At 47.9% G+C, this 26,893-nt stretch carries 24 protein-coding genes; 16 read left to right on the top strand and 8 right to left on the bottom strand.

Annotated elements, in window-relative coordinates:
- Positions 1–64 precede the first annotated feature (64 nt).
- The gene (gene sbcD / locus AC5JR3_RS09415) at positions 65–1,381 is read left to right on the top strand and encodes an exonuclease subunit SbcD (RefSeq protein WP_495845260.1); all 1,317 of its coding nucleotides are present in this window, start codon (positions 65–67) and stop codon (positions 1,379–1,381) included.
- A 102-nt stretch (positions 1,382–1,483) separates the two neighbouring features.
- The gene (locus tag AC5JR3_RS09420; protein WP_495845262.1) at positions 1,484–1,849 is read left to right on the top strand and encodes a hypothetical protein; all 366 of its coding nucleotides are present in this window, start codon (positions 1,484–1,486) and stop codon (positions 1,847–1,849) included.
- A gap of 60 nt (positions 1,850–1,909) precedes the next feature.
- On the opposite strand, the gene AC5JR3_RS09425 is transcribed toward AC5JR3_RS09420, so the two are convergent.
- From AC5JR3_RS09425 to AC5JR3_RS09435, 3 genes are all read right to left on the bottom strand, one after another.
- Positions 1,910–3,031, bottom strand: coding sequence for an alpha/beta hydrolase fold domain-containing protein (locus AC5JR3_RS09425; RefSeq protein ID WP_495845264.1), 1,122 nt, complete (start codon positions 3,029–3,031; stop codon positions 1,910–1,912).
- 206 nt (positions 3,032–3,237) lie between these two features.
- The gene (locus AC5JR3_RS09430) at positions 3,238–4,029 is read right to left on the bottom strand and encodes an endonuclease/exonuclease/phosphatase family protein (protein WP_495845266.1); all 792 of its coding nucleotides are present in this window, start codon (positions 4,027–4,029) and stop codon (positions 3,238–3,240) included.
- 39 nt (positions 4,030–4,068) lie between these two features.
- Positions 4,069–4,380: a hypothetical protein gene (locus tag AC5JR3_RS09435; RefSeq protein WP_495845269.1), complete on the bottom strand. Its 312-nt coding sequence runs from the start codon at positions 4,378–4,380 to the stop codon at positions 4,069–4,071.
- Between the two features lie 370 nt (positions 4,381–4,750).
- Here AC5JR3_RS09435 and AC5JR3_RS09440 point away from each other — a divergent pair, with 370 nt between their 5' ends.
- Positions 4,751–6,262 (top strand): dolichyl-phosphate-mannose--protein mannosyltransferase, encoded by a 1,512-nt coding sequence (locus AC5JR3_RS09440; protein ID WP_495845656.1) that lies wholly within the window; start codon positions 4,751–4,753, stop codon positions 6,260–6,262.
- A gap of 209 nt (positions 6,263–6,471) precedes the next feature.
- Here AC5JR3_RS09440 and trmB read toward each other — a convergent pair whose 3' ends face one another.
- Positions 6,472–7,128, bottom strand: a complete 657-nt coding sequence (trmB, locus tag AC5JR3_RS09445) for a tRNA (guanosine(46)-N7)-methyltransferase TrmB (protein WP_495845270.1) — start codon at positions 7,126–7,128, stop codon at positions 6,472–6,474.
- A 266-nt stretch (positions 7,129–7,394) separates the two neighbouring features.
- On the opposite strand from trmB, the gene AC5JR3_RS09450 reads away from it, so the two are divergent.
- Complete coding sequence (locus AC5JR3_RS09450; RefSeq protein ID WP_495845273.1) at positions 7,395–8,525, top strand: metallophosphoesterase family protein; 1,131 nt, start codon at positions 7,395–7,397, stop codon at positions 8,523–8,525.
- Positions 8,526–8,678: 153 nt separating this feature from the next.
- Here AC5JR3_RS09450 and AC5JR3_RS09455 read toward each other — a convergent pair whose 3' ends face one another.
- Positions 8,679–9,923 (bottom strand): FIST signal transduction protein, encoded by a 1,245-nt coding sequence (locus tag AC5JR3_RS09455; protein WP_495845275.1) that lies wholly within the window; start codon positions 9,921–9,923, stop codon positions 8,679–8,681.
- A gap of 483 nt (positions 9,924–10,406) precedes the next feature.
- On the opposite strand from AC5JR3_RS09455, the gene AC5JR3_RS09460 reads away from it, so the two are divergent.
- The 8 genes from AC5JR3_RS09460 to hpsP all read left to right on the top strand — a co-directional run bounded on the left by AC5JR3_RS09460 (position 10,407) and on the right by hpsP (position 19,383).
- Positions 10,407–10,631 (top strand): Calvin cycle protein CP12, encoded by a 225-nt coding sequence (locus tag AC5JR3_RS09460; RefSeq protein ID WP_495845277.1) that lies wholly within the window; start codon positions 10,407–10,409, stop codon positions 10,629–10,631.
- A gap of 193 nt (positions 10,632–10,824) precedes the next feature.
- Positions 10,825–11,418, top strand: coding sequence for a DUF3177 family protein (locus tag AC5JR3_RS09465; RefSeq protein WP_495845279.1), 594 nt, complete (start codon positions 10,825–10,827; stop codon positions 11,416–11,418).
- Between the two features lie 126 nt (positions 11,419–11,544).
- Positions 11,545–11,844: a DUF7734 family protein gene (locus tag AC5JR3_RS09470; RefSeq protein ID WP_495845281.1), complete on the top strand. Its 300-nt coding sequence runs from the start codon at positions 11,545–11,547 to the stop codon at positions 11,842–11,844.
- A gap of 570 nt (positions 11,845–12,414) precedes the next feature.
- Positions 12,415–13,884 carry a phosphoglucosamine mutase gene (glmM, locus tag AC5JR3_RS09475; protein WP_495845283.1) on the top strand — a complete coding sequence of 490 codons (1,470 nt, stop codon included), beginning with the start codon at positions 12,415–12,417 and terminating at the stop codon, positions 13,882–13,884.
- 185 nt (positions 13,885–14,069) lie between these two features.
- On the top strand, positions 14,070–15,779 hold the full coding sequence (gene hpsL / locus AC5JR3_RS09480) for a hormogonium polysaccharide biosynthesis protein HpsL (protein ID WP_495845285.1): 1,710 nt from the start codon (positions 14,070–14,072) through the stop codon (positions 15,777–15,779).
- Between the two features lie 56 nt (positions 15,780–15,835).
- On the top strand, positions 15,836–16,867 hold the full coding sequence (gene hpsN / locus AC5JR3_RS09485; protein WP_495845287.1) for a hormogonium polysaccharide biosynthesis glycosyltransferase HpsN: 1,032 nt from the start codon (positions 15,836–15,838) through the stop codon (positions 16,865–16,867).
- An 18-nt stretch (positions 16,868–16,885) separates the two neighbouring features.
- On the top strand, positions 16,886–18,061 hold the full coding sequence (hpsO, locus tag AC5JR3_RS09490) for a hormogonium polysaccharide biosynthesis glycosyltransferase HpsO (RefSeq protein WP_495845289.1): 1,176 nt from the start codon (positions 16,886–16,888) through the stop codon (positions 18,059–18,061).
- Between the two features lie 155 nt (positions 18,062–18,216).
- Entirely contained in the window at positions 18,217–19,383 is a 1,167-nt protein-coding gene (gene hpsP / locus AC5JR3_RS09495) for a hormogonium polysaccharide biosynthesis glycosyltransferase HpsP (RefSeq protein ID WP_495845658.1), read from the top strand.
- A gap of 124 nt (positions 19,384–19,507) precedes the next feature.
- Here hpsP and chlG read toward each other — a convergent pair whose 3' ends face one another.
- From chlG to petP, 3 genes are all read right to left on the bottom strand, one after another.
- Positions 19,508–20,500, bottom strand: coding sequence for a chlorophyll synthase ChlG (gene chlG / locus AC5JR3_RS09500; RefSeq protein ID WP_495845291.1), 993 nt, complete (start codon positions 20,498–20,500; stop codon positions 19,508–19,510).
- Between the two features lie 160 nt (positions 20,501–20,660).
- Positions 20,661–21,755 carry a Get3/ArsA fold putative tail anchor-mediating ATPase NosAFP gene (locus AC5JR3_RS09505; RefSeq protein ID WP_495845293.1) on the bottom strand — a complete coding sequence of 365 codons (1,095 nt, stop codon included), beginning with the start codon at positions 21,753–21,755 and terminating at the stop codon, positions 20,661–20,663.
- Positions 21,756–21,783: 28 nt separating this feature from the next.
- Positions 21,784–21,978 (bottom strand): cytochrome b6f subunit PetP, encoded by a 195-nt coding sequence (gene petP, locus AC5JR3_RS09510; RefSeq protein WP_495845294.1) that lies wholly within the window; start codon positions 21,976–21,978, stop codon positions 21,784–21,786.
- A gap of 310 nt (positions 21,979–22,288) precedes the next feature.
- Here petP and cysC point away from each other — a divergent pair, with 310 nt between their 5' ends.
- The 4 genes from cysC to AC5JR3_RS09530 all read left to right on the top strand — a co-directional run.
- Positions 22,289–22,834: an adenylyl-sulfate kinase gene (gene cysC, locus AC5JR3_RS09515; protein WP_495845296.1), complete on the top strand. Its 546-nt coding sequence runs from the start codon at positions 22,289–22,291 to the stop codon at positions 22,832–22,834.
- A gap of 449 nt (positions 22,835–23,283) precedes the next feature.
- Positions 23,284–24,132 (top strand): ABC transporter permease, encoded by an 849-nt coding sequence (locus AC5JR3_RS09520; RefSeq protein ID WP_495845297.1) that lies wholly within the window; start codon positions 23,284–23,286, stop codon positions 24,130–24,132.
- A gap of 24 nt (positions 24,133–24,156) precedes the next feature.
- On the top strand, positions 24,157–25,545 hold the full coding sequence (locus AC5JR3_RS09525; RefSeq protein WP_495845300.1) for an ABC transporter ATP-binding protein: 1,389 nt from the start codon (positions 24,157–24,159) through the stop codon (positions 25,543–25,545).
- A 153-nt stretch (positions 25,546–25,698) separates the two neighbouring features.
- Positions 25,699–26,893: sulfotransferase family protein (locus AC5JR3_RS09530; RefSeq protein ID WP_495845302.1), on the top strand; the 1,195-nt coding region annotated here is incomplete at its 3' end.

The following is a 26,893-nucleotide window of genomic DNA, read 5'->3' on the forward strand; positions in this document are numbered from 1 at the left end:
ATTCCATCTTTCCTAATTTCTCCCCGCCACCCCACTTCCCCCATCCCTAATCCCTAGGAGATACATGATTAAAATTCTGCACCTATCTGATATCCACATGGGGAGTGGCTTCTCCCACGGGCGGATTAATCCGGCAACGGGATTAAGTACACGGCTGGAGGATTTTGTCAATACCCTGGCTAAATGTATCGACCGTGCTATTAACGAACCTGTCGATTTAGTTCTCTTTGGGGGCGATGCCTTTCCAGATGCAACGCCGCCGCCATTTGTGCAGGAAGCCTTTGCTAGCCAGTTTCGCCGCTTAGTAGATGCAGACATCCCCACGGTGTTGCTGGTAGGAAATCACGACCAACATTCCCAAGGACAGGGTGGGGCAAGTCTGTGTATCTATCGGACGTTGGGAGTACCCGGTTTTTTGGTAGGCGATCGCATCGAGACTCACCACATCCAAACCCGTAACGGTCTGGTACAGGTAATCACTCTACCTTGGTTGACTCGTTCTGCGCTGCTGACGCGCCCGGAAACAGAAGGGTTAGCACTGGCAGAGGTGAATGAGTTACTGACACAACGCCTTGACCCGGTGTTAGAAGGCGAGATTCGCCAACTCGATCCAGAGGTGCCGACGGTACTCTTGGCGCACTTGATGGCAGACCGCGCCAATTTGGGGGCGGAACGCTTTTTGGCAGTGGGTAAGGGTTTCACAATTCCCCTATCGATGCTGACGCGACCCTGCTTTGACTATGTGGCATTAGGTCACGTCCACAAGCACCAAAATCTCAATAAGTCTAATAACCCGCCCATCATCTACCCCGGTAGCATTGAGCGAGTAGATTTTAGCGAAGAGAAGGAAGAGAAAGGTTATGTAATGGTCGAACTGGAACGGGGTCAGGCGAATTGGGAATTTTGTTCCCTACCCGTGCGTCCCTTCCGCACAATTGAGGTGGATGTGTCTGAGGCAGATGATCCTCAGAAAGCCATCCTGAAAGCGATCGCCAAAAAGGAGATTCAAGACGCGGTGGTACGCCTAATTTATAGACTGCGTTCCGAACAGCTGGACTTGATCGACAACGCCGCTTTACACCAAGCACTAAATGATGCCCACAACTACACAATTCGCCCAGAACTAGTCAGTCAGCTAGCCCGTCCTCGCCTACCAGAACTAGGCGTTGGCAACACTATGGACCCGATGGAAGCCTTGAAAGCTTATCTAGGAAATCGGGAAGACCTCAAGGATATTTCGGCAGAGATCATGGAAGCCGCAAACCGCTTGCTGGCTGGTGATGATCCGGTTTGGTTAGAACTCAGCGACGAGAGCGCCTCAGAAGCAGCCGAGCCTCAACAAACACCATCAAAACAGGATTCTCAGTTGCGCTTGTTGTAGAAAGGGCAGCCGGAAAGAAAATTACCAGAGTCAGGGCAAATGCGATCGCCGCTAATCCATGACACATTGTCGATCATAAGCTTTATTAGTTTGAGGAGACTGATGGTGTATCAGGCTGAAAACACCGGGGCGAAGATTGCTATTACTGCAATTATTTGGAGCTTTGCCACAGGAATGCTGGCGATTTGTATCCCCCTTGTATCAATCATGAAAGGTGGTGTAATTCTGCCCTTAGCAGTGGTTTTGGGAGCAAATATGAGTACGGCTGTTGTTTGGCGATCTTCTCAGCGGTGGGTTGAAAATAATTCTGATTTGAAGAACAACGTTAAGCAGTTAAGCGAACGCATTGTGACTTTAGAAACTATTTGTAGCAGCGAAGAATTGGCTATTCAGCATCGGCTCAAACAATTGACATCCTCCACCTCAAAATCGAAGATTATGGAGGTGGATTCCCAAGATCACTCATAAAATCCAGAGATTAGCCAAAGCGAGGCGGGAATGTTTTTGCCACAGTACGAAAGGAATTGCTCAACGCAACGCCCAAGCTAAAAAGCGTTCTGTGTAATAAAGGGCGATTTGATTGCTAAGACCATTAAAAACGGCATCAAAAGCGTGATTTGCCCAAGGAATTTTTAAGAAAACAACCGTATTGCCTGCTTCCTGCAATCGTTCTGCCATCTTCTGACCATATTTAGCTTGGACAATATAATCGCGATCGCCATAAATTAACAGTGTCGGCGGCAGATCTGGCTTGACATAGGTAATAGGTGAGGCGTTGCGGTAGAGTTCCGGTAACTGGCTAGGCGTCCCCCCCAAAAACGCCTTTAAGACAGCGCGGGAATTAATGGGGTCAGGAATTGGGGGATTGCGATAACCGGCGGTTAAGTCAATTGGCCCATAGTAGCTAACAACGGCGCGAATCGGAAAGGCTATCTCCGGTGAGTAGGCGGCTAGCATCGCTAACTGAGAGCCAGCCGAACGCCCTATTACGGCAACGCGCTCTAGATTGACCTCATACTCAGCCGCGTGCTGGCGAATAAAGCTTAATGCCGCTCGAACATCGTTGATTTGAGCAGGGAAGTGGTAATCCGGTGCATGGCGATAATCAATCGCCAAGACGGTATAGCCCTGCGCTGCCATGTAGCGGTTGAATTTTGCATTTTCCAAGGGACTGCCCCTTTGCCATGCTCCTCCGTAGATGGATACAATTGCCGGATATTTTCCGATCTGCGGCGGACGGTAGACATTCATCTTTAGTACTACCCCATCCGCTGTAGCGAAGGGAACATAAGCCGTGTAGCGACTCTCCCCCAGTGCTATCGGACGAAATACATCCGCCAGAACAAAGGGACGCGATCGCATCTGGCGCTTCACTCGATCGGGAACCTGCGCCAGGTAGTCTGCTCCTAATTGCTTCTGCATCACCTCGGCAAACTGCTGCTCAGTGGCAGGTACTTGCACCAACGGCATAGCACTAAGCAAAAGTCCAGCCAAACTGGCAATGATGGCGAGGGATTGCAGGCGATGGTGTCTTCCTCTTTTTCCCCGCCGCCGTGGGTTAGCAATGGATGCGACAAGAATGACCGCATTAGCGATCGCCAGATACGGACTAATCTCTGGCGCACCTACCCCCAGTGGCAGTAGCCGCATCGTCGGCGCAGGAATCACAATCCAGACACTGAGAAAAAGACCAATGCTACTGAGGAGAAAAGTTAGACATTGGCGGTTGGGGATTAGATGGGGAAGATTTTTCAGGGACGTTACTCTTCAACTAGCTGACTGGAGTTAACTTTTTATAACTCAAAACCTCTGTTCTGAACACTTCAAGCGTCGCGTCGGGGGGCATTAACGCCTTTTTATTTGCCAGTACTTCTAAACTCTGCCATTACCGGGAAATGGTCTGAAGGTAAAACACCTAGCCACTGACGGTGATCTATCTCAATCCTCCGGAGACTGACGCGGCTGTCGTAGTAGATCGTATCTACGGCGTCAACTGCTTTTCCTGTGAAGTCATGAAAGGTCTGTTGTTCCTCTAGTTCAATATCAGCAAGGGCGTCGTAGAGGTGCAGTCCATTGGGTAAAGAATGTCCCAGCATTTCCCGTGGGACACTACCAGGGGCAGCATTGAAGTCGCCTGTAAGAAAAGTGTAAGACTCAGAGGGCTGGAGATGACTTATACGATCGCATACCAATTTCGCTCCTAGTTCTCGCGCCTTGGCGCTGTTGTAGTCGAGATGGGTATTAAAAACTGTAATCGTTTCTTCCTCCCCGACAACAGCAAAGACAGCCCAGGTAGTCATCCGTGGAACACGATTGCCCCAATCAGGGCTAATGCTACCAGGAGTTTCAGGAGTATCGCTTAAGAAGAAGTTGCCACTATTGAGGCACTTCAACCGTCCAGAGCGGTAAAAGATGGCACAACGTTCACCCATACCAACACCTGTGCGATCGTCTCCCACACTCTGGTAATTTGGCAGCAACCGATGCAAATCTAGCAACTGGTGTGCCATCCCTTCCTGGGTGCCGATGATATCTGGTGCATAGTGGGCGATTGACTCTGCAACTGCTGCTTTGCGAACTGTCCAGGCATGATCGCCAGGGTCGGGCTTGTCATAGCGCAGATTGAAGCTGATAACTTTCAGTTCCATGCCTGGAATTTTACACCAAGAGGACTTACACAAAAATCACTAGGGATAATTTGCTAATAAGCCCATAGTCAAAGTAGCAGTTGCAGCGGAAATCACCGTGGCAATTACCAATTCATTGAATAAATCCTGGGGTTGTGTCAAAAAAATCGCCTCTGACAAAATTCCAGGATTGACGACCAAAGTATATGCCATCGTCATAAAGGTGGTAATTCCTGCCAGCACCTCCGTGCGGAGATCTCTCTGATAATATCCAAATTTAAAGGATCGGGTGATCGCTCCTTGTTGCCTATCGGGATCGAGGGTAGAATCCGCCTCAGGTTGATTCGTCTGGTTGGCTTGGTTCTTGCTCATTGCTGCCCTTCGGAAACACGCTGCCCTTAGATTAAGGTCTAACGGCGTGATGTTTAGAACCATGAGACACAGATTTTTTGTTTTGATGTCAGGTTCGAGGGAATTAAAAATAGGGATGGGGCATTGGCAATCGGCGGTGGGGAATTAGGGAAAATAAATGAAATTACTATCTTATATTTGTTACAACTATTACCCAGTCCCCAGTCCCCAATGCCAAAAAGTAGTTAATTTGGATGAGCAAACTCAATAGGTAGTCGCTTATTCAATCAGCCTGATCAGGCATCATCAGTCAGAGAGCCGGGTCTACTAAATTACGATCAAGTCGCCAAGATTAATTTCCGCCATGGCAAAAAATGCAGTCCAGCTTGAGATGATGAAGTTAAAATTCCCCGCCCACAGTTCCCAATTCGTCCCATTGCCTCTACCCTGGTTTGCCATTGGTATTACCAGTGTCTTTCTAGGCTCAGTTATCCTACGCTTCTGGGGATTAAGTCGATTCAATACCTTAGTCTTTGACGAAGTTTATTACGCAATCTTTGCCAATAACTACCTAACTGGAACGCAATTTTTCAATGCCCATCCTCCCTTAAGCCAATACATCCTGGCGATCGGTATCTGGTTGGGTTCTCATCTTCCCTTCGGGACTGAGAACCTCAACGGCTTAACCGGTTCCTTGCGGACAACCTGGAGCTACCGCTGGCTGAATGCCTTAACTGGCTCCTTGATTCCCTTGGTTGTTGCCGCCATTGCCTACCAACTGAATCACCGTCGTAGCTATGCCTTTATTGCTGCGCTTTTTGCCGCTGCTGATGGACTGTTTTTGGTGGAATCTCGCTACGCTCTCAACAATGTCTACCTCGTTATTTTGGGGCTACTGGGTCAATTATTCCTTTTAATTGCCCTCAGTCAACCTAAACATGAACGGGGGATTAGTCTTGCTGCTTCGGGAGTGTTTTTCGGAGCTTCCATGTGCATTAAGTGGAATGGCTTATGGTTCCTTTTGGGAGCTTACATGCTTTGGGCGGTAGCTTGGGTGATGCAGTGGATGCGATCGCAACGCCCCTATACCGAATCCCAACCCCGTCTAGAGCCACCCTACTCAGGAATAAGAAAACCCAATTCGAGACTAATAGTAAATCCCTTAGAAAATCTGACTCAGATCAAAATTCCCCAGTTTATATTTAATTTTGCCCTTATTCCTGTCATTACTTATAGCCTGCTTTGGATTCCTCACCTGATCATGAACCCGACGCCGGGATTCTGGCAGGCACAAAAAGACATTCTCACATTTCACGAAAAAATCGGCGACGGTTCGGATGTACATCCTTACTGTTCTCGGTGGTATAGCTGGTTCTTGATGATTCGCCCCGTTGCCTATTTCTATCAAACCGCTCGCAGCACCACAGAGACAGTTCCCGCTTATCCCCCCCTACCTGTAGGAACTGGGGATGTAATTTATGATGTCCATGCCATTGGCAACCCGATTCTCTGGTGGCTATCAGCAGGGGCAATGTTACTACTGATTTTGCTGCTATCTCAGCAATTGTTAGCAGGCGCGGGTTGGAAAATTCCCTTTACTCCCTCTAGCTGGGTAGCCCTTTATCTGATCGCAAACTGGACAGCAAACTGGCTCCCCTGGATACGGGTCAGTCGCTGCACGTTTTTGTACCACTATATGGGGGCGTCGATATTTACAGGGATGGGGCTTGCTTGGATTGTTGACCGCTGGCTACAAAGCAGCCATCCCCGTCGTCGGATCATGGGTATTGTCGTAGTGATGCTAGTTTTGCTTGCCTTTTGGTTCTGGATGCCAATTTATTTGGGATTACCTTTGTCTTCTGGACAGTATCAACTTCGGATGTGGTTTCGGTCGTGGGTTTGAAGAAGGTACTGAGTCATGAGTAGGGGAGCGGCGGAGCAGGGGAGCAGGGGAGCGGCGGAGCAGGGGAGCAGGAGAGCAGGGGAGCAGGGGAGCAGGGGAGCAGGGGAGCAGGGGAGCAGGGGAGCAGGAGAGCAGGGGAGCAGGAGAGCAGGGGAGCGGCGGAGAAAATAACCAACCCTATTCATACTTCACCTTTCATACTTCACCCTTCATACTTCATCCTTAATTCCATCGCTCTTGACAAACAAGGCGCGATAAACAGGTTCATTGCGGGAGAGAGTAGAGCCTTCGCGTTCGGTGGGGATGGGAAAGGGATTGTTAGTAAGCCAGGATTCTCCTCCCTGTCGTTGAAAGGCGGGTTGTTCGTCGAAGCGATCGCGCATTTCTTGGGCAACTATTTCAATATCAGACTGAAGGAAAACTATACCCCCAACAGCTAGATATGTTGCTATATCCTCAACTAATTCTGGCTGCACTACTCGGCGTTTGGCTTGGCGTTTTTTAAACCAAGGGTCAGGAAATTGAATCGTGACGCGCTGCAATATCCCAGCAGGCAAAGAATTGCACAGAGAGGGCATAGAGTTATTGATATTGCCAAACAAGTAATAAAGGTTATTTATCCCCAGTTCCTCTCGCAGTTGGTTTGCTTGTTCTACTAAAGGTTCTCGAATTTCCACTCCCAAAAAATTCCAGTCTGGTTCTGCTTGTGCCATCTGCAACAGAAATTCTCCTCTGGCGCAACCAATATCAAGATGCAAAGGCTGATTGGGTTGGGCAAAAACTTTCTCCCAGTTGGGAGGGAAAATAGGCTCAGAATACTTTTTGCTTAAGGGATTAACGTGCTGGCGTACTCGGACTCTAGGCAATTTGGGTTCCTCTTGTTTTGGGCTTTTTAACCGCTGATGTTTTGTAAAATAGTCGCGCTTGGCGCGGATTTTCTCTTAGAGGCTTTTAACTGATGACTGTCTCCTCGACTTAAGCTAATTGGGGATAGTTGGTGCAATCTCGTTGCAGTTATACTCAACGGCAGACTTGTCTTGAGTTGTCACACCAAAACTACAGGCATCTCCTCACCGATGCCAATCAACATTTTAAAGAAATTTCCTTAATCTAACTTTTCCTTTGACATTCCATGAATCTTAATTTTCGCTTTGCAGCGATCAGCGATCTGCATATCGGGCTACCCCACACAATCTGGGATAATCCCAGCCGCTTCCATCTAGTAGAAGTTAGCATTCCCGCCTTAGAACTAGCCTTTGAGCATCTAGAGCAGCAGCCCCTTGACTTTCTCCTGCTTCCTGGAGACTTGACGCAGCATGGCGAAGCAGAAAACCACACCTGGCTATCTAATCGCTTGAAGAAGCTGCCTTTTCCGGTGTACGTTATCCCAGGCAATCATGATGTCCCTAGTCTCTTGCCGAATGAGCAGTCGATTGGACTGAAGGATTTTCCCTACTACTATCAGCACTGCGGTTATACTAACTGCGATCGCCTTTACTACACCTGCGAAATCCTCCCAGGAGTACAGCTAATCGGGCTAAATTCTAACCAGTTTGATAGCGATGGCAAACAACAAGGCTATCTAGACGAGGTACAACTACAGTGGTTGCAGCAGGTACTGGTAGAAGCCGAAGATAAATTCGTGCTGGTGATGGTACATCACAACGTGGTGGAACATCTACCCGGACAATCTCGCCACCCGCTAGGACGCCGCTATATGTTGGATAATGCGCCAAAACTGCGGCAGATGTTGCAAGAAGCGGGGGTTAACCTAGTTTTTACAGGTCACTTGCATGTGCAGGATGTCGCCTACAAGGATGGCATCTATGACATCACGACCGGGTCTTTGGTCAGCTATCCTCACCCTTATCGAACTTTGCAGCTCCGAACCGATCAGCAGGGGAAAAGATTTTTACAAATCGAGTCTCATCGCGTTGAATCAGTACCAGGATGGGAGGATTTATCCCAAATGTCACGGGAATGGATGGGCGATCGCTCTTATGCCTTTATGCTGCGTTTACTCACTGACCCCCCCTTAAGCCTACCGCTTGAAGAAGCGAAGCAATTTGCCCCGCAGTTACGCTACTTCTGGGCAGACATTGCCAATGGGGATGTCCTGTTTGACTTCCCTGACTTTCCCCCCAAGGTTCGCCGCTACTTTGAGGCATTTAGCTCCATCACCAGGGACGGTACACCTGCCTTTATTGATAATCACGCTACATTAGTCCTGAGTTCTGAGTTGGGGAGAAAGGATGAAGTATGAAGTATGAAGGGTGAAGTATGAAGTATGAAGTATGAAGGGTGAATTCGGTTATTGGTTCTCTTCCTCTCCTCTGCTCCTCTGCGCCCCTGCGCCCCTGCGCCCCTGCGCCCCTGCTCCCCTGCTCCCCTGCTCCCCTGCTCTGTTCATCCTTGATCAAGGTTGATGACAAATTCCAAAGACAGAGGTGTAGCCGTGCAAGAATGTGCTGCCAGCAACTGGGCCAATTTCCCCATTACAGAAGAAGCCGCCTAACTGAACGTTGTTTAGGTATTGGTGAAAGAGGTTGGAGTCAAAATCTGGTTCACCGTAAAGCCCTGCGCCTCTCCCCATGCAGGAAAACATTAACGCCCCAGCACTAGAGGTATTAGTGGCTTCTTGCTGGTAGCTTTGAAGGAGCAATTCTAAGTCTTCTCCCGATGTTCGGGCGTCTCTGAGGTGAAACTGAATCCGTTGTCCGGGACGAACGCGATCGCCAATGGCGATCGCTCCTAGTCGTGGGTCTACCCCCAACACATTCCGAATCAGAAAGTCTCCGTGACCCAACTGCTGTTTAAATTCATCCCGCGCTACTCCGATGAACAGTGAGTGCTGTGCCAGTTCGCGATCGCTTTCGCTTAGGTCTTGAATTAAATCTCGCAAAACTTCTAACGGCGGGCGGGCTTGAGTCGTGCAAGTTGTCAGTTCGGTGCTTTCCGGCTCTGCCAATTCTAAGAGAATATTCCGCTCCCCTTGAGTCACTTGGTAGGTCTGACCAATCGGACGGCAACCTTGCGCCACAATTGTTTCCATCACAATATTGCCACTCAAAGCAACTCCGACGGTTCCCTCGCGGTAAAGGTGATAGTTACAAAATAAGCCAGTCTGGGTGCCCATCATGCCAGTACTTGCCAGTCCGCCGACCTTAATTGAACCCGGATAGGCAAAATCTAGCCCTTGGAGCAGGTCGTTGATGCGAGACGAAAACGGATCGGCAAGTAAAATAAACTGCGGCTGCTCTTGAGGATCAACACCGACTAAGTCCACCCAAGTATCAGGAGAGCTATCTAAGTCCGGTAGGATGTCGGCGGGTAGGTAAAAAGCGCGAACGCTTACTTCTGGCAAGTGCGCCACACTCACACTGAGCGCCGGTTCTCCTTCGATTTCCCGCGCTTCCCCCTCCGGGTTCATGCCGACAATACCGCCTCCACCACAGCCAATCAGCACAGGTACGGACAACCGCTCCTTCATGACTGGCATTAATCGGGAATACTCACTAGCAAACGCCGAGGAAATGAAGACCACAGCCAAGTCCGGAGCGGCACTCAAGCTGTTCTGGATGCGGTCTACAACTTCCTCAACTGCTGCTTCCAATGACGGACGGGTGGAGAGAGCATTGACCCACTGGATTGGATTAGCCATTGGTTTTACCAAATTCGTTCCCGATGCGGATGCGTACTGAGGCGATTGGCAGACACTTCAAAACTTTATGATAACTCCAGATGACAGCTCCTCTGGAGCCAAGGTCAGAGACTGAAGGATCATCTTGTAACGCCTTCCCTTCATCAAATCAAAGAATGATGACGGGAGCCTCCTGGTGGTTAAAGGTGAGAGTGGGGCGAATACAACTTAAGTTACAAAGAACACACCTTAACACAAGTTAATATGTAAATAGATAGTAAAGTCAGTTCAGTGTAAGCTGACAGGCGAAGAGACTGAAGGTTAGTCAAATCTTAAAAGATAGAGATTATTCTTCTAAAGAGCTACTGTTCTGCGATAAGACAGAAATTAAGTAGCACTCACCAACTGAGCCACTACGCTAAACCTGTAATTGGTTGGAAATCTTCAAAAAGGTTAAACAAGGTTTCCTACACTGAATAAGTAAGGTAACTAGAACAAAAAACAATGAGTGATATTCAAGACAAAATCGAACAAGAGCGCGACCAAGCTCGTATCGTTTGCGACACGAAAGGTTCAGAGTCCGGTGATTGTGCTGCGGCATGGGACGCTGTAGAAGAACTGCAAGCTGAAGCTTCACACCAGCAAAAAAAAGGCAAGCAGAAAAACTCCCTTGAGCGGTACTGCGATGATAATCCTGAGGCTCCTGAGTGCCGGATCGACGATAACTAAAGGTGTTGAGGGTTGCTACTTAGCCACATCCCTTGATTAGATAGCCGAGATAGATTCCTGAGCAGCTAGACGTTCCCCATCGGATGCTAGCTGCTTGTTTTTTGGGGAAGCGACGAGGGATTATCTGTATAACGGCTTATCCTCGATTTCCCTTCCTGCCCTAACATAGATAGAAGTCATTTTGGCAAGAAGCATGGAAGAGGGACTACTGCGATCGCTCGTCTGGACAGATTACAGACTAGCGCTATTATTTACTGTTATCATCCCGATCATTTTGCTGATTTGGGCGTTTGTACAAAGAGCGGAATTCATACAGCGCCTGTTAATCATCTATTGGCGGGTTTCCAGTCTCTTCGCCATTACCATTTATATACTGATTGCCGCTTGGCCAATCGGTTTCGCTACAGGCTTTTTTGCCCGCCTCCTGATTCCCATCGCCTTGTGGTTTTGGGCCGACTTAAACGAAGAAATTGATGACCAGCCGCCGCGCCCCTTAAAGCTGGCAGTTACGTCCTGGCGTTGGGCAATAACGATTTACAGCACGTTAGGTGCTTTGTTCGCCCTCCCATTCCTGCGGTGTGCCTTTGTTGAACGCGCCATCCAAACCCCCTCTTGCCGCATTTGGATAGAACCATCTCTCCTGTTTAAGCAATATATTCATCCAGCTTCCCGACCGGAATTTCTCGGCTTTTTGGGGATGACTGGATTATTTATCTATGTCATCTGCTTGAGCTATTTCATCCTGGTGCGCTTAGGTAGACAGGGACGTTCTGCCATCCAACAGTAAGAATTTTCAACTGATTTACGGCAGAATCCCTCTGTTACCTAGTGCGTAAACCTCTCTTGCCCTCTGCATTTCAAATTCAAACGGGCAAGTAGGCTTGCCGACAATTTGCTAAGAGAACAGCAGTCAATGAATAATTCCATCGGGCGGCGTCTAGAGGAATACACGAGCAAGCGTCCGCAAGAAGTCTTACTTGTCAGCGTAGAGATTGCTGGAGAAGAAGACCAGATTGCTATCTTCAAAGGCTTTTCCAGTTCGTTGATGCGCCCGACTGCTTTTGATCCAGATACTCCTGTACTACCAGAGGACGCGAAGATTGTCTCAATTGACCGCGCCGCTAGTCCCTATAATCCTGATGCCCCGCGTTATATACAACAAGGAATAAGCTGGGATGTCATGCAGGGCATCCTATCAGAGGTAGGAGTCTAGAAAGATCGGGGTGGGGAGGAAATACGGCTTGGTAGCTACTGCGCTTATCCGGATAATCCTATTGCAGCGAAGTAGGACGGTGTAATGTGCAGCGAACCCAATGTTTACTATTCACTCTGCCTTAAAAAACCGAAATATCCCACTTTCTCTGCTTATGCTTAGTTGTGAATCGGCATAATTCAGCGGTAACGTTCGCTAAACTTCAGAGTCGGCTTCCTGGGGAATTTTAGCGAGCGATCGCTCTTTATTCAAGATGATTTGACCTAATTTGGGATATGAGCAGGTTTAGCTGTTCCTATCTCTAGAAATCCCTATCCCTTCTAGGGTGGGGAGGATGTCAATGCCTTGAGATTAACCAACACTTCTGTGCCTAGGATTAATCTCAACCCCGGCAGAGATGACTTGATTTTTGAGAATAATCGGGGCTAAAGGCATCAAAGATCATGCAGTTCTTGCTTACCCTAGCCAATCAACATTAATCAGCTGTCTTACTACCTAATTAGAGAGAGAACAAATTTTAAGAAAGTGTTATTCTCCACTGAGAGTGTGTTGTGTGAGGAAAGTTTAATTATGGTTACATCTTCTGTACGGCCTCAGGGTGTTCAACGTGTAGAACCGTCGTCGCCTCAACGGCAGCTACCTTGCTCAGATATTGGCGTTGCTCCCTATCCCTTATCGCTACCCGCAACTCCTTTGTTTGGCACCGATGGCATTCGGGGACGAGTCGGCGATTTACTGACTGCGCCGTTGGCATTGCAAATTGGTTTTTGGGCAGGTCAAGTCCTACAAACCGTAGCACCCAAAAACGGCCCGGTGATTCTGGGGCAAGATTCCAGAAGCTCCGGCGATATGCTATCAATGGCACTGACGGCAGGATTAACCTCAGCCGGACTGGAAGTCTGGAATCTCGGCTTATGTCCGACGCCTTGTGTGGCTTATCTGGCAGCAGTGACCGATGCGGTAGGTGGAGTGATGATTTCCGCTAGCCACAACCCGCCGGAAGATAACGGCATTAAGTTTTTTGATTCTCAAGGAACTAAGTTGCCCTCTCACTTGCAAGAGCAAATTGAAGCGGGTTTGAGAGGGATGAGTCCGAACCTGCTCCTGAATGGAGAGTGGGGACAGCATTACCATCGACCAGAGTTGACGAGAGAATATACCGATTTTCTGAAGCGTCCGCTGCATGGTGATATAAACTTGCAGGGAATGCGGATTGTGCTGGACTTAGCATGGGGAGCGTCGGTGAAGCTCGCCCCTGAGGTTTTTACCGCGATGGGGGCAGAGGTGATTTGCTTGCACGATCAACCCGATGGTGCGCGGATTAATGTTAACTGTGGTTCAACCCATCTTGGGGCGCTGAAAGCGGCGGTTCAGCAGCACAACGCTGAACTGGGTTTTGCCTTTGATGGCGATGCCGATCGCGTGATGGCGGTCGATCCTCAAGGTCGCGTGGTGGATGGGGATTATATTCTCTATTTCTGGGGTCAAACCCTGCGGCAGACAAATCGATTGCCAGACAATTTGATTGTCGCGACGGTGATGGCAAATCTGGGCTTTGAGCGGGCTTGGACAGATCTGGGGGGAAACTTTGTCCGGACAGCCGTGGGCGATCAGTATGTTTATGCCGAAATGATCCGTTCGGGAGCGATGTTGGGCGGCGAGCAATCGGGACATATCCTTTGCCACCACTATGGGATGACGGGTGATGGCTTAATGACAGCGTTACATCTTTCCTGCTTGGTGCGGCGTTCGGGGACTTCTTTATCCCAGTTGATAGATCAAAGCTTTACGACTTACCCGCAACTACTGTGTAATGTGCGAGTTGAAGACCGCGAGCGCCGTCGTTACTGGCAAGATTGCGAACCTTTGCAAAATGCGATCGCCCAAGCGGAAACTGCCATGGGAGATCACGGACGCATCCTCGTCCGCGCCTCTGGTACTGAACCTCTAATCCGAGTCATGGTAGAAGCCGCCGATGCTCAAGTCGCCGAGCGGTGGGCATCCCAGCTAGTAGCTGTGGTAGAGCAGCATTTGCAATAGCTTTTTCGTTGTCTGTTTTTGGTTTCAGGGTGGGCTTGGCTGACTGGCAACAAATTTGTCACCGAGACCTTCCCTAAACCTGCCCTTGTTTACTTTCCCACTCCCAGCTTTCGCCACTTCCCACTCCCCAATTTCTAACTTTCTTGTGCCAAAATCGATGGGACGCCAGCTTGATAGGGCTTTCCATGCTGAAATCAAAGTCCAAGAAAAAGTCAACAAAAGGGAAAAAAACATCTGATGCTCCAACATTAAGCTCCAAAGAGCAGTTAGCCCAAAAGCGCAAAGTTCAGCAGGATCGCAAAGAACTGACGCAATTTATCTTCGTCAGCATCTTTATGGCGATCGCCTTGGGCGTACCTGTGAGCTTGGCAGTCGATCCGAAACTGGGCGTAGCAGCCGGAGTCGGATTGCCAACTCTGGCGTTTGCGTACAAATATCCCAGAGCCGCCCTTTGGGCTTTTTTCATCTACATGCCCTTTAGCGGTACCGTTACTTACTGGATTGGGGGAGGCAGTCCTCTGTTTCAGTTAGCCAAAGATGGATTTTATATTCCGGCACTCATTGCACTCGTTCAAGACATTCGCCGCAGAAAACAACCGATTCTGGTTTCCAAACAGCTTAAACCAGCGCTGATAATTCTCCTGGTGATGTGCCTGCTGACGCTGCTGTTTGTTAATGGCTCCCAGCAATTTGCTCCCGCCTGCGAAAGCTTATTAGATGGTGGCAGAGGGCTGGTTTGTAAAGACGGACAACCCGTCTTGCAGGGAATTTTAGGTCTAAAGGTTTTTGTAGGATATATTCCCTTAATCTTCTGTGCCTACTACCTGATTCGAGACAAGAAGGATCTGCTGCACTTTACCCGCGTCCATGTTGTCCTAGCAATTATTTGCTGCGTACTAGGCTTTATGCAGTACATGATGCTCCGCACCGGGCGGTGTCAGGGAACTGACCATCTCGTCGGAGCCGATTTATTTAAAGCCACACTCGATGCGAAATGTTTAGTGGGTGGCTCTCTGGTTTATAGTCCTTCTCAAGGGATGATTCGCTTACCCGGCACATTTGTTGCACCCTGGCAGTGGGCTTGGTTTTTGATTGCCAATGCTTTTACCACGTTTGCGACGGCATTTAGTGACCCCTCACTCTTCTGGCGGATCGGCGGTTTAGTGGGGATGGCAGCGGTGTTTGTCAATGCGGTAATTTCTGGTCAGCGCATTGCCTTAGCACTGGTACCCACCGTCATCGTGATTCTGTTGATCCTGACAGGTCAAGTGGCGAACCTCAAACGTTTTATTCCCATTGGAGTAGGGCTAGCAATGGTATTGAGCATTGCCGCAGCAAGTAACCCGGCGCTCGTTCAGGAGCGAATTGATAGTTTTACCAGTCGCTGGGAAGCCTCACCTCCTCAAGCTTTTATTGAAGAGCAATTTCATTGGGCATTTAGACAACAAAGAGGCTTTCTGGGCAGAGGCTTGGGACGAGCGACTAATTCTACCCGTGTCTTCGGTGATACAGAACTTGTAGAGACCTACTATCCGAAGGTGCTCTACGAAGTTGGACCATTTGGCACTTTAGCATTTTTAGGGCTGGCGACCAGTTTGACGGTAATCACGTTTAAAACTTACCGATCGCTGCGAGATAAAAGTATCCGCAGTTTTGGGGCGAGTTTCTGGGTGTTTGTTTTGTGCCTAGGCTATAACACCTATTACTACCCCCTCGATGTTGACCCCGTAGCCGTGTATTACTGGGCTTTTGCTGGAGTGGCTTTAAAACTGCCAGTGATAGATCGACAAGAAAGAGAAAAGTTAATCGCCCTGCAAGAGGCGGAATTTTCTAGTAAAAAGAAACGTGGCGTCAAGAAACGGAAAAAACCTACGCTTGGCAAGGCGGTATCTTAGGCGATCGCTAATCAATCCCAACATCCCTCAGCACTTAACAAGGAGCAAGAAAACCCGTGAACTCGCCTTTAATTTCGGTGATCATTCCCACCTACGGACGGGAAGAACCGTTGCGGAATACGCTTAAGGATGTTTTGCAGCAAGACTATCCTGCTTTGGAAGTGCTGGTGGTCGATCAAACCCCCACCCACGAACCGGAAACTCTGGCTGATTTAGAACAGCTAGCTGCTTCTGGTAAAATTCAGTGGTTTCGAGTCGATTGGGCAAGCTTACCCGGAGCACGGAATTACGCCGTTAGGCGGGCAGTTGGCGAAATCATTTTATTTATCGACGATGATGTCGAATTACCGCCGCAATACCTGCAAACCCACGCGCGGAACTACCAGCGTCCGGAAGTTGGAGCGGTGGCAGGACGGGTGTTTGACCGCATGAAGTTAGCGGATTCGGGAAATAAGCTCACCATTGAGGATTTGCCGCCGGAAGCGATGGACCCCGGTATTGCGTGGTATCACATCGATCTGGTGCATACAGTAAAGCCGCAACGGGTGATTTCTGCTAGGGGCTGCAATATGTCCTTCCGCCGGGAAATCTTTACCAAACACGGGTTGTGGTTTGATGAGCGTTTTAAAGGCAGTGCCGTGCGGGAAGAGTCAGATTTTTGCTTGCGCCTGCGAAAAACCGGGTATCAGATTTGGTACGACCCGGAAGCGCATTTAGTGCATTTAGGCGAAGAGACTGGTGGCTGTCACGATATCAGTACGCGATCGCTCAAATACCAACTCACCTTCTACCACAACCATTTCTTGCTGGGGATGAAGAATTTAACCCCATCCCAAGCCTTACGCTTATATGGTCGTTTATTCGATTGCCACGTCCTAGGACATCCCCCCTGCAACAAAAGCGGCTCTCCGGTCAAAATTCTTAGCCGTGGTGGTTTCTACACTCTGGGCTTTCTCAACGCCCTGATTACTCTGACTAAATCTAGTGGCGATCGCGGTCAACACTATACGCAACTTGACAAATTAGCAACAAATTACAGGCAACAGGCAACAGGCGAGGAAACTGCTGCGGCTTCGTCTTCTACCTAGTTCCTAGTCTCTAAACCAATGAAAATTCTTGTTGCCAGCCATTCTTACATCGTTGACCTTAACTGCGAGAAGCTACGGGCGCTAGCCCGATTGGAACCGGGAATTGAAGTGACGGTGGTTGTTCCGCGTCGCTGGCGTCCCGGTGGCGTCCAGAACAAAATTATTGAAACGCCGCCGCGTCAGGAAGGCTCATTTCGCGTTGTACCGATTTCCAACTTCAGTCAAAATAATCAGGGATTGCTCACCTTTGGATTAGACATTGTTGCTTTATTGCGCCAGTTTCGCCCTGATATTATTCAAGTGGAACAAGGGGCAAAGGCATTAGGCTACGCCCAACTAATTACGCTAAATAAGTTGTTGGGGCTACAGGCGAAAAATGTCTTCTTTACCTGGTGGAATTTGCCCTATGACGTGAAATTCCCCATCTCCTTATTGGAAGGCTACAACCTGCATCATACTGACGGACTGATTTCTGGCAATCAGGATGGGGTGGAGGTGCTACGGCAGCACGGCTATCAGGGTGCCGTGAAAGTGATGCCGCAATTAGGGGTAGATGAACAGCGATTTTGTCCGCGATCGCAACCAGAATTAAAACAGCAGTTGGGCATCCAACCCGATGAATTTGTAGTCGGGTTTGTGGGGCGGTTTGTGGAAGAAAAGGGCTTGCTCACCCTCGGAAAAACCTTAGCAGGGCTGCAAGGGCTTCCTTGGAAGTGGCTTTTGTTAGGACGAGGGCCATTGCAGTCAGTCTTGATGGACAAAGCCGCCGAGTGGGGCATCAAAGACCAGCTTGTTTTAGTCGAAAGCGTGCCTCATGATGAAGTGCCTAAGTATATCAACGTGATGGATACGCTGGTGTTGCCTTCAGAGACTACCTATGAGTTCAAAACCCTCACAGCAGCAGGCTGGAAGGAACAGTTTGGACATGTGCTGATTGAGGCGATGGCGTCCAAAGTACCAGTCATTGGCTCAGACTCTGGAGAAATTCCCTATGTAATTGGCGAGGCAGGTTTAGTGTTTCCTGAAAAGGATGTTCAAGCCCTGCAAAACTGCCTGCGACAACTCATAGAACAGCCAGAATTAGCTCAAAAACTAGGAGATTTGGGCTACGAAAAAGCGATGAGCCAGTACACCAATCAAGCATTAGCCAAACAGCAGCTAGAGTTTTACAAGCAGTTGTTGGCTAATGGCTAGGGTCTGTTTTCTTGCCCCAGAGATCCCCTTAAAAAGGGGGGAGAATTTAGTCAAAGTTCTCCTTTTAAGGGGGATCTGAATCGGACGTGGCAGGAGTGAAAACATGCCTAGTCGTTCATCCTTCATCCTTCACCCATCCCCCATTAACGACAACTATGCGGGTTCTACAAATTGTCCCTTCAATTTCTCTGATTTACGGTGGCCCCAGTCAGATGGTCATGGGGCTTTCTTCAGCGTTAGCATCCCAGGGGGTTGAGGTAACGGTACTGACAACGGACTCCAATGGTGATGCCGGGCAAGCACCACTAGATGTGCCCCTCAATAAACCCGTTGAGCAGGATGGCTATCAGGTGCGATACTTTCGTTGCAGCCCGTTCCGTCGCTATAAATTCTCTCTGGAGTTGCTGCGCTGGTTAGGTACTCACGCTCAGGAATATGACCTTGCCCATATCCACGCTCTGTTTTCACCTGTAAGTACGGCAGCCGCGACGGTGGCGCGTAACAAGAACTTACCTTATATCCTGCGACCGTTAGGAACCCTTGACCCGGCGGATTTACGCAAAAAACGGCAATTGAAGCAGATTTATGCAACCTTGCTGGAACGACCAAATTTAGCAGGCGCGGCGGCGATTCACTTTACTAGCGACCAAGAAGCAAAGATTTCCGAACGCTTTGGGACTCAGACACCGGATTTAGTGATTCCCCTGGGAGTTTATCCTTCCGCATCCTCTCCTGTTCCTGTGCGTGAGCAATTTGGTATTCCTCCAGAACAGCCTTTAGTCCTGTTCATGTCCCGAATTGACCCGAAAAAGGGGTTGGATTTACTCTTACCAGCCTTGGAGAAGCTGTTGGCGGAGGGGCAAGATTTTCACTTTGTTCTGGCAGGAACTAATCCCCAAGATCCAGATTACGAAAGTCAGATACAGCAACGGGTGAAGGCATCGCTGCTAGTAGAGAGAACAACCATTACAGGCTTTGTGTCAGGTGAATTGAAAGCGGCTTTAATCCAAGCGGCTGACCTGTTTGTCTTACCTTCTTACTATGAAAACTTTGGCATTGCTGTAGCAGAAGCCATGGTGGCAGGGACGCCTGTGGTAATTTCTGACCAGGTACATATTTGGCAGGAAGTACGGGATGCAGAAGCGGGATGGATTGCCAGTTGTGAGGTGGATGAGCTGACGCAGCGCTTACGAGAGGCGCTGTTGGATGGGGAAGAATGTAGGCGACGGGGATTGAATGCTCGGAAGTATGCGTTGGAGAATTATAGCTGGGAGGCGATCGCCCAACAAATGATTCAGGCTTACCGTCAAATTTCTTACTAAGTAGGGGGAACTTCCGCTTATACCAGCCCACCAACAACTCAAGTCTCGGCTATAGGAACTAAGTCTGCCTACGCAGGCTGTTATAGGCAGCCTGCTTATTATTAGGTATAGGCTATGAGCACTTTTATACCCCAGCGTGACCGAGGGCTAATCCTGCAACCAGCATTCCTAGAACCAAAAAGGGTTGGGCGCTGGCTTGGTACTTCACGTCATTTTTTAAGGGGTCGCGGAGGAAGTACATATCCTGGAAGGTGATTTGGGGGATAATCAGCAGCAGCAGAATAGCCGCGTAGAGGTTTTGGTGGATGTTGATTAAGTAGCCTGCAATTCCTGCCTGAAAGATATCAATCATCAGCACGCAAATCCAGGCGGCGGTACCGACGCCAAACATCACGGGGAGGGAATTTAGACCGAGTTGGCGATCGCCTTCCACGCTTTTGAAGTCATTAACAACGGCAATACCCAACCCAGCCAGACTGTAGAACAGTGTCAAAATGACGATTGTCCAGTTGAGGTCGCCAAACAAGGCATGACCTGTCCACCAGGGGAGGGCAATGTAGCTAGCACCAAGGGCATAGTTGCCTAGCCAACCGTTCTTTTTCAGCTTTAGGGGTGGGGCAGAGTAAATGTAAGCGACGAAGGAACCGCCCAAGGCTAGACAGGTGAGGGTAGGAAATTCATGCCCCGCCCACAAATCCAGGGCATAAGCAATACCAATTCCGGCTAATAACAGCACCAAAATCTGGGTAACGACTTGGGGAACAGAGATTGCCCCAGAGGGAATCGGACGGTAGGGTTCATTAATCGCATCAATGTCGCGATCATAGAAGTCATTCACACTTTGGGTGTAACCCGTCAGTAGGGGGCCAGCCAGCAACATACAAGTTGCCGCCTTGAGAATATCTTCTAGCGCCCAGGTGTATCCCCCCGAAGAAGCCGCACCGCAGACCACCCCCCAAATTAGGGGAATCCAGGTGATGGGCTTCATCAGTTGCAGGCGAATTTTCCAAATGGACTTCTCGCCGGGGGCAGCACCTTTCATACCTAGTAGCTGCCGGGTTCTAGCGTTACGATCGCCGGATTTGTCCGCGATCGCCTGTTCTTCGTTGTTTGTCATTGGTCGTTAGTCCTTTACTCTCTAGAAGGTTATCAACTGCTTTTAGGTACGAGTGTAATTGCGTGGATTGATTGTTTCTATCCTGACCTAATGAGCGAGTTTGTCTTTCTTAAGTAAGGGCGCACTCCTCGTGCACCCCTACCCGAATCTTGACCAATGACTAAAAGGAAATAATTAAATACCCGTCTTGGAATTTTGCTCCTTTGACAGGTTGACCGCTCAAGGGAGGAGGGAGGAGAATGTTACGCCGTTGGTCTCCGGCTTCTATGGTGACTTCTGGGCCGTACTGAGTTAGCTTTACTTGTTTTTTATCAAACCCTGGCAAAAAGAGGCGTACCTGACGCGCAGCCGTGTCAATGCTCAGGGGTTTGGGGGCTTGAATTGCTTGCTTAAAGTCTGGCAGGGCATCCATCAGGGGTTGCCAGTCTGTGCCATTGCCTGAAGGAATAGAACTCAGAGGTAAGGGAGCAAATTCTGTCTCGATCGCCTCAACGGTCGATGCCTGGTTAAGGAGAACTCCACCCACGGTGAGACTAATTTGCTGAGCACTACCCCAGAGGTATTTGGCAGTAGCGATCGCTGTTGGAGCGTCTGTTGTTACCAGGTAAGCCGCAACACGGCTAGGATCGGCAAGGGCAGCTTTCCCCTCTTCTATGAGTTGGGTAGCTTGTTTGGCAGGTTGTTGTTGAGAGAGGTTATCAGCCGTCCACGAGACATTGAGGATCGTGCTGGTAATCGGTTGAATGAAGGGCGAGATTGCTTTGCCCAGGTCAGATTCCTGAAATACTTTCTGAAAGCGGCGCTGATACCAGCTAATGCTTTCTGGCATTCCTAACATCCGCAGAGTAGAGATATCGCCGTTACCGTCGTAGACGATATCATCGTACTTGCCGAGATTGTTGAATTCGCGGATCGCATTCATTGCCAGGGCTTGGTCTAGTCCAGGGAAGATGCTGAGTTCTTGCCCGTAGACATTTTTTAGCGTTGGCGATCGCAAGTACTGCGCCTCTAGCTGTTTAACCTCTTCCCAGCTCCGTTCTAGCAGTACCGTAGACTGTAACTGGACTGCCTGGAGATTAGCGCCAACTTCTTGCGGGTCAGCCCCCACCGTTGCCCCTAGGAGGAGTCCGAAGGTGGGGCTGGGGTCTTGTCCGATTAGAAGGACGCGCCTTCCTTGGCTAGCTAGCTGTTTGGCGGCAGCGATCGCCACTGTTGTGCGACCTGTGCCGCCCTTACCTAAAAACGTTAAAATCATGCGCCTTTTTTACTTGTTGCCTCTCGCCCTATTCGGCGGGTCTCAGTTCGTCTTCAAAAAACCAGGTCGCTGAGTTGTCGTCAAACTGCACGATAACGCCAACACCGCTTCCATCAGTCATCCTGAAGTCTCTGATGGTGCCCACTTTTCCCAGTTTACTCACAATTCCAGGGGAGACTCGATCTCTAAGGCGACAGACCTTTACTTTTTGCCCAATTTCCATTCCAAATTCACAGTGTGATAAAACCATCCCCCAGTTTAGGGGATTATTAGCCATCCTTGCGAGAATTATACATTTCAAATCAAGCAGGGCAGCTATAGCAATTTTGACCGAGTCGTGTGAAAATCCTGCTTGGGTTTTGGAGAACTTAAGCCTAAAGCGTCGAAGCCTTGGGCTATTGCATTCAAAGCCCGCCTGCCTTCTAAAACGACCTAGCCTGGGTCGGCAGGCTTTGTACCTGTAGCCCCAGGCTTTAGCTTGTGGGCGTTATCTGAGTGTTTAAGCATTTCATCTATAAGCGAGCAGAGTTTGAATGGACAAATCTCGTTCTTCAGGTTTCACCTGTTGGCTGACAGGTTTACCCGGTGCAGGTAAGTCAACCATCGCCGTAGAACTGGTTAAAGCGTTGGATGAGTTGCTAGTTCCCTGCGAACTCCTAGATGGGGATGTAGTGCGGACAAATCTTTCTAAAGGATTGGGGTTCTCAAGAGAAGACAGGAATCTCAATGTATCGCGGGTGGGATTTGTCTGTCAGTTACTCAACAAGCATGGAATCAGTGCAGTGGTAGCCTTGATAGCACCTTACCAGGAAGCTCGCGAGCAACTCCGAAGGACTTTGCCCAACCTGATTGAGGTATATGTAGACTGTCCGGTAGAAGTTTGTATTGAAAGAGATCCCAAGGGGTTATATAAAAAAGCTCTAACCGGAGAAATTTCCCAGTTTACCGGAATCTCTTCTCCCTATGAAATCCCGACTCAACCCGATTTGAGGCTGAAAACTCACGAGGAAGAGATAGAAGATTCTGTTAAGAAAGTTTTAGACTATCTAGATTCCAACGGATTTATTTCCAGAGGGTAGTAGTTAGGGGGGTAGTCCTCCGATGGAGATCCTCTATGAGGTAGTGATGTTTTCAGAACTAAGTAAGGTCACTAAAATCAAACTAGCCTCCTGAGTTTGGCTCACAACGCTCAAAATGAAAATCTTTCCTCACTCAGAACTGTCCAAATAAGTCATAGGCAGAAAGAACGGCAGGTTGACGGAGAGCCGTTGCGATCGCTGGGAGTCGATCCGGATACTGTGTAGGCTTAAGAGAGTAAGTTGGATAGCGATTATCAAATCAATGAGAAAAGAGCTTGCGTTTTCTTGATTTTCTTGTAGACTCTTAGACTTAGCGACGGTAATGTTAACTCATCTTAACTAGCTTGCTCAGACTTAATTGTGGGAACTTCAATATCTGTTGTTACTTCCTAAGGAAAAGCAAACTGGTGTGGTGGTAGCGAGTGAGGGATTGAGTGTTGCTCAGGTCGATGAAGACAGTTGTCCGTAAAGCTGGCAGGGCGAGACGTTGGTTGCCTGTCAGCGAACAGACGTGGGCAAAATTTGACCTGCTACGGACGTTGGTGCGCCGAGACTTGGAGGCACGCTATAAAGGCTCTATTCTGGGGAATTTGTGGCCTATAGTTAATCAGCTATCACAATTGCTGATTTACACCTACGTATTTTCGATTGTCTTGAACGTGAAATTAAGTCTGAAGGGGCTGCCAGAAGATAGTAGCCTTGGCTTTGGGCTGTGGTTGTTTGCAGGGTTGGTACCTTGGACGGCATTTACAGGTGGGTTAACTCAAGCAGCTAGTTCCGTGGTGAATCAGCCGAATTTAGTGAAGAAGGTAGTATTTCCGCTAGCCTTGTTGCCGTTGGTGCCAATTCTGTCCATGTTCATCGAAAGTTCGCTCGGCTTGGCAGCGTTGATTGTGTTGGTGGCAGTAGCGACACAAACTTTACACTCTACTTTGGCACTGTTGCCCTTAATTTGGCTAACGCAGTTGTTATTGACGGCTGGTTTGGGGTATTTGGCGGCAGGATTGACCGTGTTTTTGCGGGATATCCCTCAGACGCTAGGGGTAGTTTTGAATCTTTGGTTTTATGTAACACCAATCATCTATCCTGCCTCGCTGATTCCGGAAGGGTTTCGATATTGGATATTTTGGTTAAATCCACTGGCAGCGATTGCGGAAGTCTATCGCGACTTAATATTAGTTGGAGAAGTTACCCACTGGGGCGAGTGGGGAGTTGCTTCAATAGTTGCTTTGGTGGCGTTTTGTTGCGGCTTATGGGTTTACCGACGTTTGCGTCCAGCGTTTGCTGATGTCCTTTAGGTATTGCTCAACAATAGTAGTGTAATGAGTGAGATTGCCATTTCGCTGAAGAATGTCTCGAAGTGCTATAAGAGATATGCTCATCCGGTAGATCGGTTGAAGGAAATTTTGCTACCCGGAAAAATTAGGGCAGATGAATTTTGGGCGCTGCGGGACATTAATTTAGAAGTTCCCAAGGGGCAAACAATAGGAATTGTTGGGCGAAATGGTTCGGGAAAGAGTACGTTGTTGCAAATCATTGCGGGAACCCTGACACCGACTACTGGAGAAGTAAAGGTAAAGGGAAGAGTGTCCGCTCTTTTAGAACTTGGCAGCGGTTTTAACCCCGAATTTACAGGAAGACAAAATGTATTTTTTAACGGTCGCTTACTTGGTTTAGAGCAGAAAGAGATAGAAGCAAAATTTGATGACATTACTGCTTTTGCTGACATCGGAGATTTTATCGATCAACCAGTTAAAACTTATTCTAGTGGAATGTTTATCAGGCTAGCATTTGCAGTGGCGATTAGTGTCGAGCCTGATATTCTCATGGTAGATGAGGCTCTTGCTGTAGGTGATGAGGCTTTCCAGCGCAAATGCTTTGCTCGTATTCACTCTGTTCAAGAGCGAGGTGGAACAGTTCTCTTTGTTTCTCATGCAGCGACTTCGGTTATAGAACTTTGTAGTTCAGCAGTTTTGATAGATCAAGGAGATTTAATTTTATCAGGCAATCCTAAGTTAGTCGTATCCAGCTATCACAAATTAATTTATGCACCAACAGATAAAGTAGAGACTCTGCGTCAAGAGTTACTTAGCATGGATCATCAAGACCTGGAAAATAAATCATTAAATTATTCCAAGGATGCGGAAACTAAACTTTCCCTTCCCCTACGAAAACAGGCTCTATACGATCCCCATATGGTTCCTAAGAGTACAATCTCCTATGTACTTTGTGGTGTAGAGATTAAACAACCTTATATTACTACGCTTGAGGGAAAGAAGGTCAACCTTCTGGTCAGACGCAAGGACTATATTTATACTTACTCTATAAAGTTTGACCAGACCTCATATAAAGTTAGGTTTGCAATGCTAATTAAAACAGTAAGTGGATTAGAAATTGGGGGAGCTATGTCTCACACTACACAAAACGCAATTGAATGTGTAGAACAGGGCAGTATACTCCAAGTTCAATTTAGATTTAGATGTTTTTTACAGCCTGGAGTTTATTTTTTTAATGCAGGAGTTCATGGACTAAAAGATGAAGCCGAAGTATATCTTCATCGTATTATTGATGCAGCTATGTTTAGAGTTCAGGCAGAAAATGATGTACTGGAAACTCTCATAATAGATTTTCAAACTGAAGCTTTCGTTTCAAAGGTTAATTCTAAGTCTATTACACCATCTAACAATCAGCATTCAAAATTAGTAGTGTAATTTTTACTCAGTAATTAAAGGAGCAGATGTTTTTACTGTAAAATACAGGAATTCTAACAAAATAAAATAACTATCTGTAAATGTAAACTTTAATCAGTTTCATTATTTTGATAGAGTTTGCATATAAAAAATAGAACAAAAGTTATTGCATAAATGCCAAAGACTCTCATAATCACAGGAATGCATCGTTCCGGTACTTCTCTAACTGCTTCATTTTTGGAAGCGGCTGGTATTAAATTAGGAGAAGTTCTTCTTCAAGCTGACTGCTTTAACGTAAAGGGATATTTTGAAGATGTAGAGTTCTTGGAATTTCAACGCTCAGTTCTTCAAAACAGCTGTCGAACTGATGAACCAGGATGGCAAGATTGGGGTTGGACAGAAAGCGAATTTCTAGACTATAACAAGTTTCAAAACTATCTTGATGAAGCTAAAGCTTTAATCAATAATCGCTATTTGAAAGCGGAGATATGGGGTTGGAAAGATCCACGTACTTCTTTGATGCTAAACTTCTGGGATGAACTACTTCCTGATGCACACTATATATTTGTCTACCGTCTACCTTGGGAAGTAGCTGACTCGATCTTCCGGGTTAGTATCTCTGCCAACAATGGCTTTACAAAACTTTTTGCCCAACATCCTTATTATGCTCTTAAAATTTGGTCTTTCTATAATAGACATATAGTTGAATTTTATAAGAAACATTCTAAACGCTGTGTACTAGTCAGTATAAATGCTCTTACTCAGAAGCCAGAGCAGTTAATTGAATTGCTAAGAGACAAATTCGGAATTACTCAAGAAATTAGTAATGAGGTTCAACACCAATTTCAAAAGATATATGAAAGTAAAATTTTTAAAAACATAGATTTGGCTCACCCAAGTGTCCGAATCTTACAGCATACGGCTCCCCAGTATTTTGAATTACTGAAGGAATTGGAGCAAATGGCTGATGTACCCAGCAAAATTTCCTTAGAACTAACCGATAGCGATTCACCTTTAGACAGAGAAAAATCTTTATTACTCTTTCATCGTCAGACTCTAGAAGATAGATGGAAACTGAAGCAATCGCAGTCTCAACTCCAGCAGACTCAGGCAGAACTAGAGCAATCACAGTTTCAACAGCAACACACTCAGGCAGAACTAGAGCAATCACAGTTTCAACAGCAACACACTCAGGCAGAGTTAGAGCAATCCCAGTCTCAACTCCAGCAGACTCAGGCAGAACTAGAGCAATCACAGTTTCAACAGCAACACATTCAGGCAGAGTTAGAGCAATCCCAGTCTCAACAGCAACACACTCAGGCAGAACTAGAGCAATCACAGTTTCAACAGCAACACATTCAGGCAGAGT

The sequence above is a fragment of the Kastovskya adunca genome (assembly GCF_059505785.1).